We start from the raw sequence: 12,095 nt of genomic DNA on the forward strand, positions 1-12,095 counted from the left end.
AACGATTTTTTCCCAGGTGGAGGTGGATTGTTCTTTGAATTGGGTTTCGTTGATGGGATAAATAAAAAGAGCAGGGATGTGATTTTCTTCGGCAAATCTGAATGCCTTTTCTTTTCCCATGACCATAAAAGCGGTAGCGTATGCATCCGCATAGGCACAAGAGGGATGAATAACGCTAACAGAAGCAATTGTATTTGGTATGGGGTAACCTGTATGTGGGTCTATCTCATGGGAATATTTTTTCCCTTCCCATATATAGAAATTCCGATAGTTGCCAGAGGTCGCCATCGCCAGGTCTTTGAGCTGTATGGCAAGAAATGCGGAATGCTCTATAGAAATTGGCCGTTCAATTCCAATGTTCCATGCAGTTCCGAGAAATTTTTCTCCTTTTACTCGCACTTCTCCACCTACTTCTATCATATAACTATTGAATGCGTTTTGGTCTAATATTTCTGCTACCTTATCAACCGCATACCCTTTGGCAACTGCAGAAAAATCACACTTTACCTCCGGGTTATGCTTTTTTATCCCTTCGGGAACTATTTCTATTTTTCGATAATCAACCCTTTTTAATTCTGCCTCGACTTGTTCTCTTGTGGGAGGCTGTTCCACGGTTCGGGGTCCAAACCCCCAAATTTCAACCAGTGGAAAAACGGTAATGTCCAGTGCTCCATCTGTCTGTTGGGCTATGTCAAGTGAAATTCTAAATACCTCTCGCGTTTCTGGAGAAACAGGAAAAGGGGCTTCGTCTCTATACTGATTAAACCGACTTAATTCCGAATCGGGTTTATAGGTAGACATTAAATTGTCTATTTTTGATAGGCAGTTATGGATTTTTTCGCCAGTACCCTCAGGCATAATTTGTCCTTTGGGCAAAATTATTTTTACCCGATAAGTTGTCCCCATGGTAGTGCCAGAAAAAGAAAAGATATTGTAGGGAGGAACTTTGGTGGAGCAGGACATAAGAAAACACATTATAAACAAAACTTCTCCCCATCGTAGGACGGGAAGAAGTTTTTTGCTATCCTCAAGAATATATTTGTAATTATCCAAAGTTATCGTAAGCAATCATATCATCCTCAACACCTAAATTATGAAGCATGTTCAAACATGCAGACAACATGAGCGGAGGTCCGCAGATGTAGTATTCAATATCTTCGGGTGCGGGATGGTTTTTCAAGTATTCATCATACAGAACTTGATGAATAAAGCCTGTTAGTCCTGTCCAGTTATCTTCGGGCAATGGTTCGGAAAGAGCAATGTGCCAGCGGAAATTTTCATTTTCTCGTTGTATCATATTGAAATCATCTTCATAGAAAATTTCCCGTTTACTTCGAGCACCATACCAGAATGTCACCTTCCGTTTTGTTTTCAACCGTTTGAACTGGTCAAAAATATGGGAACGCATCGGAGCCATACCAGCACCACCACCAATAAAGCACATCTCACGGTTCGTATCTTTTGCGAAGAACTCGCCGAAAGGACCTGAGATTGTGACTTCATCACCAGGTTTTAAACTGAAGATATAAGACGACATGATGCCAGGTGGTATCCCTTTTGCATTGGGGGGCGGTAATGCTATACGAACATTAAGCATGATAATCCCTTTTTCATCGGGATAATTTGCCATTGAATAGGCACGCGTCACATGTTCATCGTTGACTGCAACGATATCCCACAATTTGAATTTGTCCCATACATCACGAAATTGAGGTTCAATATCAAAATCTTTATAGTAAATTTTATACGGTGGGCATTGAATCTGAATATATCCACCTGCACGGAATGGCACTTCCTCACCCTCTGGTAATTGCAATACCAATTCTTTAATAAAAGTAGCAACACTACGGTTGGATTTGACTTTACATTTCCACTGGCGAACCTCAAACACTTCTGGTGGTAACTCAATTTTCATGTCTTGCTTTACCTTTACCTGACAGGCAAGACGATAACCCTTTTTAGCCAAACCACGATTAATATGTGTTTGCTCTGTGGGAAGCAATGAACCTCCACCTTCTTTGACAACTACTTTGCAAACACCACAACTTCCTTTCCCTCCGCAGGCAGAAGGAATAAATATTTTTTGGTTTGCAAGGGTGCTTAAAAGAGTCCCTCCGACAGGCGCCGTTAATGCTTTGTTCGGGTCATCGTTAACAATGATTTTTACGCTACCCGAGGCTACTAATTTTGCTTTCGCAATCATTAATAAGATAGCCAGTGTTAACACAATTAATGAAAACATTAACATGCCAAGCAATACTGTTTGCATGCTTGTAATTCCTTAATCCTTAAGTTTATTCAAATTAAATGTTACCTTTTTCATCGTTTATAGTTGAATCCCTGAGAATGCTAAGAATCCCAGAGCCATCAAACCAGTTAAAATAAAAGCCAGCCCCAAGCCTCTTAATCCCGGAGGGACATTGCTATATCTTAACTTCTCTCGGATAGAAGCCATACCAATAATTGCCAATGCCCATCCGATACCGGAGCCTATGGCAAAAACTAATGCATCCCCGAAGGCATAATCCCGCTGTTCCATAAAAAGAGCCGCACCCAATATGGCACAGTTAACTGCAATTAATGGGAGGAATATCCCCAAAGCGGAATATAAGGTAGGGACAAATCGGTCTAAAAACATCTCCACCAGTTGTACTAATGCGGCAATGGAACCAATATATGCAAGGAAGCTTAAAAAGCCAAGGTCTACATTAGCAAGACTGGGATGTATCCACGCCATTGCCCCTTCACGAAGTAAGTAATTAAAGATAAGATTGCTGGTAACAACGGCGAGCACAAGAACAAATATGACTGCAGTTCCCAGACCGATGGCTGTCTCAACTTTTCGCGATACCGCCATGAAAGAACACATACCTAAAAAGAAAGCCAGTGCCATATTTTCGATAAAAGCACTTTTTATAAATAGACCTGCATAATGCTCAAACATGGTAAGATTACTCCTTCTCTTGTTGTTCAGGTTTCCATGTCCGAAGTAGCCAGATTAGCATGGCTATCATAAATAAGGCTCCAGGAGCCATGAGTAATATGCCATTGGGATAATACCACCCCCCTTCATTGACTGTTTTTAATACCGTATACCCCAAAATTTTCCCCGAACCAAATAATTCACGGAAGAAACCTAATATAATTAATATCATGCTATACCCCAAACCATTCCCTATTCCGTCCAAAAAACTTTCCCAGGGCGGATTCTGCATAGCATATGCTTCCGCACGACCCATAACGATGCAGTTTGTGATAATAAGCCCAACGAAAACAGATAATTGCTTACTAATTGTGGGTACAAATGCCTTCAATATTTGGTCAGCAATAATAACCAATGACGCTATAATTGTTAATTGGATAATAATACGAACATTCGTAGGAATTAAGTTCCGTATCAAACTAATGGATAAATTGGAAAATGCAGTTACAACCGTAAGAGAAATTGCCATTACTATGGCTTTATCCAATTTTGTCGTAACAGCCAGAGCAGAACAGATACCTAATATTTGCAGTGCAATAGGATTGTTGTTAAACAATGGGTCAATTAATGCGGTACGTTCTTTTTTTCCTAAAATAGCACTCATATTTATAAACTCCCTTGTTGTTTCTTATTCTTGATATATTTCCCGTATCCATTATCACTTAACCAGAAATGGATTAAGTTCGTAACACCACGGCTGGTCATTGTAGCACCAGATAAACCGTCCACATGATGCGGGTCAGAATCTGGAGAACCTGCCTGTCCTTTAATCACAGAGAGTTGAACCTCACCTGCGGAATCATAGACTTTACGACCAACCCATAACTGACACCATTTAGGATTTTCAATCTCACCACCTAAACCTGGCGTTTCTCCATGTTCATAAAAAATAATTCCACGAACCGTATTTAAATCCTTATCTAACGCTAAATAGCCATACAACATTGACCACAAACCACGTCCCTGAATAGGCAATATAACCTCATCTATCTGCCCCTGCCGTTTTACCATGTATACAAAACCATACTTTGGAATATCAATCAAACCAGCAGAATTCGGTGGTGCTTTTTTGCTCAGATTTGGGTCTTTCAATGCCCGTTTTGGGTCGAATGTCTCCACAGGGATGTCTGTAGCATAGTCACCTGTGTCAAAGTTTACAAGTCTTACATCGATGTTCTCTTTGAATTTGCTCTGTATCCCTTCGCGGGACAATCTTTCCGAAGGACTAACCAGACCTGACACAAGCAATATTTTATGTTGTCGGTCTAAAATCTGGTTGATTTGTTGCCGTTCTTTTAATCCGACTGCCGCACTTGCCACAAGGATGGAACATATTCCACAAAGGACAGTCGTAAAAATAACTGTATAAAGACTTCCTTCACGCTGCATGGCGCGTCAATCTCCTTTTAATGTTCGATTGCATTACAAAGTAATCTGTTAATGGAGCAAAAACATTGGCAAATAAGATAACCAACATGGTTACTTCCGGATATGCAGGGTTCACCGTTCGTAATAAAACTACAAAGGAACCTATAAACAAACCATAAATCCAGCGACCGGTATCTGTAAATGGTGAAGAAACAGGGTCCGTAGCCATAAATACACCACCGAACGCTAATCCTCCGACAACCCAATGCCAGAGCGGTCCTGCCTGAAAAGCAGGATTCGCGGGAGAATGATAAAAACTTAGCAGAAGTGCCATAATACCCGAACCTAAAAAGACCCCCACAATTGTACGCCATGAACCGACACCGGTATAAATTAAAATCAAAGCACCAATCAAACATGCAATTACAGATGTTTCACCCATAGAGCCCGGTTCTAATCCAATGACCGATTCTAACCAGCTGGTGTTCCCATCGTGTAGATTAATGGAAAATGCACTTACACTCTGCAGTGCCTCAACTCCTTTGTCTTTCATCACGGCGAGACATGTTGCACCACTGTATCCGTCAACGGCAACCCATACTTTATCACCGCTAATCTGTGCTGGATAAGCAAAATACAAAAAAGCACGAGCAGTAAGGGCTGGGTTCAATATGTTCATTCCCACACCCCCAAATATTTCTTTACCTATCACCACACCAAAGATAATGCCGATTGCTACCTGCCATAATGGTATCTGCGGAGGAAGTATTAGTGGAAACAAAAGACTGGTGACCAGAAATCCTTCACTAATCTCGTGTTTACGAACGATTGCAAAAATAACTTCACAAATACCACCACAGGCTAATGTAACAATATAGACAGGAAAGAAATACAACGCCCCGTAAATGATACATGAAATCACGCTTCCTGCATTGAAACTCAATCCCAATGCACGGAATATCCCTGCTCTCCAGCCTGGTACCTGTTCTGGAGATAACCCCATACGTTCAATACCCAGAAATGCTTGTAAGCCTGTATTATATAGAGCCATGATTACACACGGGATTAATGCAATTACAACGGTTATCATAAGCCGTTTTAAGTCGATAGCATCTCGCACATGAGGTGCTCCTCTGGTTACAGTTCCCGGTGTATAAAGAAAGGTGTCGTTCGCTTCCCACAGAGGATAAAGCCACGATAATTTTCCTCCGGGTTCAAACATTTTTCCCTGATGGTCTAAAATATTTCGAAGCCATTTCATATATTTATCCTTCCTTCTCAATCAACTCTAAATTTCTTCTCAACATCGGACCGAAATCATTTTTACCCGGACAAACAAAACTACACAGGGCAAGGTCTTCTTCCTCAAGCTCAAGACATCCCAACTGCTCTGCCCGTTCTACATCATCCATCGCAAGAGAACGAAGTAAAAAGGTTGGAATGATATCTAACGGCATTACTTTTTCGTAAACGCCAATGGGGATGATTGCTCTATGCCCACCATGCATCGCCGTTGTAAAATCAAACTTTTTATTTTTACCCCCAAACCATGCGGATGCAAAAAGATTCAAAACAGAGAACTTATTCTTACCCGGTGCTAACCACCCTAAAAATTCCCGTTCTCTACCTTCTGCGAGTACTGAAATCTGTTGATGATAACGACCTAAATAACCAAATATTTCACCCTTCGCAATATTTCCCGACCATACGGAACCTGATATAACCCGTTTTTCGCCACTGTTAAGTTCGTTTGCAACTAATTCATCTATATTAGCACCTAAACGGGTTTTTATATATCGTGGTTTCGTGACCCCAGGTCCAGCAAGAGTAATGATACGCTGTAAATCCAGAAGTCCCGTCTTAAATAAGTAACCGATTGAGACGACATCCTGCAACCCAATATACCATACAGTTTTGGTACGGTCTACTGGGTCGAGAAAATGTATATGCGTCCCAGGTAAACCACTTGGATGCGGACCTTCAAATTCTTCTACCTGAACGTTTCCATCACCTTTCACTCCAAAATCTGCACCAGGCGTCTGACAGAAAAATACCTTTCCTTGTGTCAATCGCTTCATGACTTCTAATCCAATAGAAATATCTTCTTTTCGGTCTTTCACACATAATTGTAAATCTGGTGCCAAAGGATTACTATCCATGGCTGTAATGAAAATAGAATGAGGGATACTATTAATAGCAGGATTTTTCCCAAATGGGCGTGTCCGAAATGATAACCACATCCCAGATTCTATAAGTAAATTGCGAACATCGTCATCCGACAAATTACTAACTGCTTTCCCTTTGTAATTTTCAAATACCACCTGTTCCTCTGCAGATGGCATTCCAGAAATATCGTTTTCTTCAATCTCAATTACAACACTCTGCAACGCTCTTCGTTCACCACGATGAATTGCTTTAACTTCTCCTTTTGCAAAACTGGTATGAAGCACGCCAGGCAATTTTTTATTTTCAAATAGAACCTGCCCACGTTTTACTTTATCACCAACTGCAACCTTAAAAGTAGGACGCATACCTATATAATCTTGTGCAAGTATGGCGACACTTTTTACAGTCTTGTTCGTGTCAATGAGTGGCTCAGGTGAACCTGTGATAGGGAGGTCTAACCCTTTTTTAATTGTGTATTTACCCATAAATACAAAACCTGCCTGCTCTATATGAGTTTGAGTTTAGTGCATTATAATTAAGTAAACAACTTAAATTAGTCATTACTATAAAAAACTTCCATAATAATAATCAAATGCAAAATTAGAATAAAATTGATATAAATATATACCTAACGTTCGTTATATTTCAAATCGACAACTACCGCTTCTTAACACCTAAAAAATTGTAAGATATAATTATAAATTATCACAACTTTTTACAACAAAATTTTTATGTTATGTTGCTATAAATCCACCATCAACAATTAATTCTGCACCTGTCATCCAACTGGATTCATCTGATGCAAGAAATAGTGCAGTGTATGCAATATCTTCAGGTTTCCCAAGACGTTTTAGTGGCAAACTATCACCGATGGCTTTTTTCTTTTCAGGTGTTAAATAAGGTTCTTGCAATGGCGTATCTACCATCCCAGGATGAATAATGTTGCAACGAATATTATCTGGACCAAATTGTACTGCCAATGATTTTGCTAATGAGATTAGTGCACCCTTGGCACACGTGTATGAATCTTGTGCTAATGTAAATCCAACTAAAGCAGAAATAGAACCTACAAGTATGATGGAGCCACCACCTGCCTTTTGTAAATAGGGAATTCCATGTTTTGTCAAGAAGAACGCACCTTTTAAGTTTATCGCTTGAACGATATCCCAATTTTCCTCTGTTGTTTCAATAACAGACTTATCACGATCTTTCCATAATACACCCGCATTTGCATATAAAATATTCAATTTGCCAAATTGTTTGACTGCTTCCTCGACACCTGCTTTTACATCTGCCTCTTTACTTACATCACCAACAAACACAGCACACTTACCACCTTCGGATTTTATAATGTTTTCTGTTTCACGTGCCGCCTTTTCGTTCAAATCAAATATCAACACACTGGCTCCTTCACGTGCAAACAGAATCGAACCCGCACGACCCATACCTAAACCAGCACCCGTAATAATGGCTACTTTATCCTTTAATCTCATAAATATACTCCTTGTCCTTTTGTGGTTATTTGTGACAAATCTGAAAGGGAATACATATCATATATAAATTACATTGATGATTTAAATTTTCATTTTTCCTCAGGAATGTTCAATTTAATATTATCGACATGAAAGGTCTCTCCTTCCGTTCTGACATAATAAAATTCTGGGGAAAAATCTTCAAAATTCCAATTCAGTGAAGGAAGTATAAAAACAGGGGTTTCCCCTATAATGTATTTTTCTCTTTTATGTAGATGCCCACAAAACATAGCATTAGGTTTGTATTTTTTCAATATCTCGCTCAGTGCTTTCTGGTCGTTTGAAGAGAGATACATGTTACCTGCTTTTCCTTCATGATTAGGTGGAATATGAGCAAAAATAAAAATAAACGGATATTGTTGTCTATCTACGTTTAATTCTTGCTCTAACCAATTTTGTTGTTCTTGCCCTTTAATTCCTTCCGATTCAAAATGCCCGATATGGTCACCAGTGTCTGATGCATCACAAAGAATAATGAACTTTGCATTTCTATGCACAAAGGAATAAAAATCATTTTGCTTAAAATCCTGAGGGAACATATGCATAAATATCTTCCTATCCTCACGCTTTTCATGATTCCCAAAAACAATATGAAACGGAATTTCAGGTTTTAATTCATCGAATACGTTCTCAAACTCCTTTGCGTGAATATCCCCTGTTACAACTACGAACTCAGGTTTTGGCTCTAATTCATTCATTTGTTTAATGAGACTACTAAAATGCTTTATACCTTCCTTTTCTGAGAGATGTAAATCGGAAACAACCACAAATGAAATATTTTCCTCCGCCATCACATGCATAGACAAAGCGAGTAGTATTAAGAAAAAAATAAAAAAACAAAGCCTCTGCCTTTTCATGAACATATCTCCTTAATGTTGAATAAACCATCGGAACTAATTATATTGGGCTTTATTGTATCAAAGCAATAGGCTGTGCCCCATCACCTCCATTACCTTGACCCACTTCTAATGCTTGAAGAATCGCTAAACCCTGATGCTCATTTTTCAACCGAATCTCAACAATCCCATTTTTCGGTTGAATATCATTAACTATAATGTCTACCGCTTTATTATGCCCACCTGCAGTCGCAGAGATGTCCATGTTTTTAACCTTCTCAATGCCGTTAATATATATTGTTACTGCCCGTTGTTCAGGTGGCAGATTTCGAGTCTCTGCAAATTTTAGTTTTACATAATAGATTCCAGGAGCCACTGTTACATTTGTCCAGAATTCTTGTGCCTGAACCCCATATCGATATAATTCTGGGTCGGCCGTATTTAATATAGTAAATCGTGTTCGTTCTGTTATCCATGCTTGACGCACAATATTCATACCAGTACCTAATCGTGCAACAAACTCTGTTGCTGGTTTCCATCTATTGCCCTGACTATCAACGTAATCCTGCCTGCTTGTATAACCGAATATCATTCGTTGTGTTTCCGTCGGTCCTCCACCTGAACCATATCCGGCACTACCTTCCGCTGAAGAATACACAATTCCCTGCAGATAAATAGAAGCCCCTTTTGACAATGGATTTCCTATCCCCTTTACAACAATTCGTAATGTATGTTGCCCTTGTGATAAACCATTTCTGTAATACAATACCTGTTGTTCCCTTGTTTCATTAGGTGTCCAGCAATCTATAGTTACACGTTGCAGTACATCATCCAGATAAACGTCTGCTAAACCTCCATCGGGAGTGACCTTACCAATAACTCGAAGTTGATTCCCTGTAAAAGAACACGACACCTCCGCAGATTGTGATGAACTCATCAACATATTTTCTGAAACCTGCCAATCTCCAGAATAATTCAACTCCTTCAATGGAATAATCTGCTGAACATCATCACCTTCAATTAGGATTTCATCACACCCATCATGCCGAATCTGAACGATACAATCCCCATTAGAAAGAGTTTTAATTGTAAATCCATTCTGAGATAATTGTTCGCATCTGTCCAAAGCGACTCCATTTGCTCCTACTGATTTAGGTGTAAAAGCGAGTCTTAACACGTCGATATTATCCGCTAAAGAATTAAACGTTTTATAATAGACACGTCCTACTCCATACTCAACATACGTAACCACTGAATCAGTTCGTAAAATATGATTTTCACGATTTGCCCCACAAATCTCTGGCATCCATGCCATCATATTTAGCACATGCTTCAAAGCCATCGGATGGGCTATCTTAAACCATCCACCAGCCACAATTTGCCCACCATCTATATTATCCTCTACAATGCCATTCTCATGACAATCATAAGTAGTCAGAATTGCCTGCCTTCGAGCTACTTCCGTTGCCCATGGACTGTTCACTTTAACTCCATACTCCGCCCACAAAGGTGCCAGCTCCATCGGTCCATACCATAATGAACGACCACAACAACCCGATGACTCCGGATAAGCCCATGCACCACTATATACATCACCTCTCGAATTTGGACAAACACTTGTTCGATTGAGGAATAGTGAAAGAATATTTCGTGCATCATTCTTCCAATTTGGAAAAACATCAGGATTAGAAATTAAATACCGCACCACAAACTCAGTCACATTCTCTGCTTGTACAGGGTCCTCCCAGTCCCAATAATTTCGTCCCCAGGTATCATCAACAGTCCATTTTGGTAATAAAACATCTCGTAGCCATGTCTGTCCCGCATCTCGTGCCTCAACCACAGCATTATGTTGCCCCGTATAACCCATCTTGATTAATTCATCAAAAAACGTTAAAATGAATGCTATCCCGCCCGTCATGTGGTCAGACCATAAAACCTGTTCAGGATTCGCATACCGTCCCCATAATGGAGTTCCCAAATTTCTACTCCGTTTTTCAGCTAATAAATCCGCCCAATGTTTCACAGCCTCCAACCAACGTTCATTACCCACCAATTGATAAGCATGAAGTAGCCCAATACCTACCTCTGCTACAATGTCCAGCTGGATAAATCCCTCCGCATTAGCGTGTCCATACGGCTTCCCTTTCACTGGAACACTAATCAAAAACTTAGGCCAGGAATGGTCCTCCGAGGTAACACAGTAGTCGAGCAGAAAATCTGCCAAAATTGAAATATGTGCGATAGCAGATGGGTCACCTGTATAACGGTAATAATCCACCCACCCAGATAATAAATATGCAGACCGCTGTCCTAAGTCCCCATTATCCCAATCAGAAAGATTCGGCACAGAAATAGTCCCATCCGCAGAAAGACTCCAAGTTCCATTGAAAACATATTCAGGAGCAATGGTACAAGCCTTATCCTTTCCCGCCCACGGATAACGTTTTAATGTTTCTCCCGCAATTCGAACACGATAATCCCATTGTCCATTTAATCCTGTATACCACGGAGCAATAACCCCATATTCATCCTGAACCGCATCATAAGCATAATAATGTGTTTGCTCCAATGCAGATAAATGCAAATACAAAAAACAAATTACAAAGGAAATACTCATGATTAAATCCCTTTACATTTTCTATTACATTTTTATATCGACAATCATAATCATTCACTAAACTAAAAGTAAACCTTATATATCGACAAATAAAAACACAATACCTACCCTTACGGTTAAAAACAGTATCCTCACAGTCCCTACTAAAAAGTAACACAACCATTACTACTTATGGTAAAAAAACAGCACAAGCACCCCTAACCGCATTTTAAGTTTATGGACAGCATCTCACATGTAAAATTATAAAGACAAATCAAACAGTATTTTATAATAATTTCATAATCTTATTATAGAGGCACACCTATGTATCTGCCCAAGTTCTCGCTATAAACCTAAGTATATGGGCAACCCCATCTGTCCACTCCTACTCTTCAGGGCAAACACATGGGTCTACTCCTACTCATCATTCACCGCTCATATTTATTATACATATACACTTCCCAACCAAAATACCAAAGTAGTGGGAGAATCCCTGCTCCCCAAAAAAATAAACATCAACTTCCAATTCATCCATTCGTAAGTAAGTCCGCCCCGTTACATTACCACATTATATAGATACTCCTACCTGTTTTTTTTACTTCGCAATTACA

The 12,095-nt window shown here is 39.6% G+C and carries 10 protein-coding genes; all 10 read right to left on the reverse strand.

The features are described from left to right. The coding region (locus PLJ10_12980) for an FAD:protein FMN transferase (protein ID HOK10559.1) at positions 1 to 1,068 on the reverse strand (1,068 nt) is incomplete at its 3' end. Next, positions 1,046 to 2,269 (reverse strand): NADH:ubiquinone reductase (Na(+)-transporting) subunit F, encoded by a 1,224-nt coding sequence (nqrF, locus tag PLJ10_12985; protein ID HOK10560.1) that lies wholly within the window; start codon positions 2,267 to 2,269, stop codon positions 1,046 to 1,048. The genes PLJ10_12980 and nqrF, both read right to left, overlap by 23 nt. Positions 2,270 to 2,326: 57 nt before the next feature. Then, positions 2,327 to 2,944, reverse strand: a complete 618-nt coding sequence (nqrE, locus tag PLJ10_12990) for an NADH:ubiquinone reductase (Na(+)-transporting) subunit E (GenBank protein HOK10561.1) — start codon at positions 2,942 to 2,944, stop codon at positions 2,327 to 2,329. Positions 2,945 to 2,951: 7 nt separating this feature from the next. Further along, on the reverse strand, positions 2,952 to 3,587 hold the full coding sequence (locus tag PLJ10_12995; protein ID HOK10562.1) for an NADH:ubiquinone reductase (Na(+)-transporting) subunit D: 636 nt from the start codon (positions 3,585 to 3,587) through the stop codon (positions 2,952 to 2,954). A 2-nt stretch (positions 3,588 to 3,589) separates the two neighbouring features. After that, complete coding sequence (locus PLJ10_13000) at positions 3,590 to 4,372, reverse strand: Na(+)-translocating NADH-quinone reductase subunit C (protein ID HOK10563.1); 783 nt, start codon at positions 4,370 to 4,372, stop codon at positions 3,590 to 3,592. Continuing rightward, entirely contained in the window at positions 4,362 to 5,612 is a 1,251-nt protein-coding gene (locus PLJ10_13005) for an NADH:ubiquinone reductase (Na(+)-transporting) subunit B (protein HOK10564.1), read from the reverse strand. The genes PLJ10_13000 and PLJ10_13005 overlap by 11 nt, the downstream gene beginning before the upstream one ends. A gap of 4 nt (positions 5,613 to 5,616) precedes the next feature. Beyond that, positions 5,617 to 7,002 (reverse strand): Na(+)-translocating NADH-quinone reductase subunit A, encoded by a 1,386-nt coding sequence (locus PLJ10_13010; GenBank protein ID HOK10565.1) that lies wholly within the window; start codon positions 7,000 to 7,002, stop codon positions 5,617 to 5,619. Positions 7,003 to 7,251: 249 nt separating this feature from the next. Continuing rightward, positions 7,252 to 8,010, reverse strand: coding sequence for a glucose 1-dehydrogenase (locus tag PLJ10_13015; GenBank protein ID HOK10566.1), 759 nt, complete (start codon positions 8,008 to 8,010; stop codon positions 7,252 to 7,254). 89 nt (positions 8,011 to 8,099) lie between these two features. After that, entirely contained in the window at positions 8,100 to 8,906 is an 807-nt protein-coding gene (locus tag PLJ10_13020; GenBank protein HOK10567.1) for a metallophosphoesterase, read from the reverse strand. 52 nt (positions 8,907 to 8,958) lie between these two features. Further along, on the reverse strand, positions 8,959 to 11,505 hold the full coding sequence (locus PLJ10_13025; GenBank protein HOK10568.1) for a malectin domain-containing carbohydrate-binding protein: 2,547 nt from the start codon (positions 11,503 to 11,505) through the stop codon (positions 8,959 to 8,961). Positions 11,506 to 12,095 lie beyond the last annotated feature (590 nt).

It is taken from the genome of Candidatus Hydrogenedens sp., assembly GCA_035361075.1.
Classification (GTDB): domain Bacteria; phylum Hydrogenedentota; class Hydrogenedentia; order Hydrogenedentales; family Hydrogenedentaceae; genus Hydrogenedens.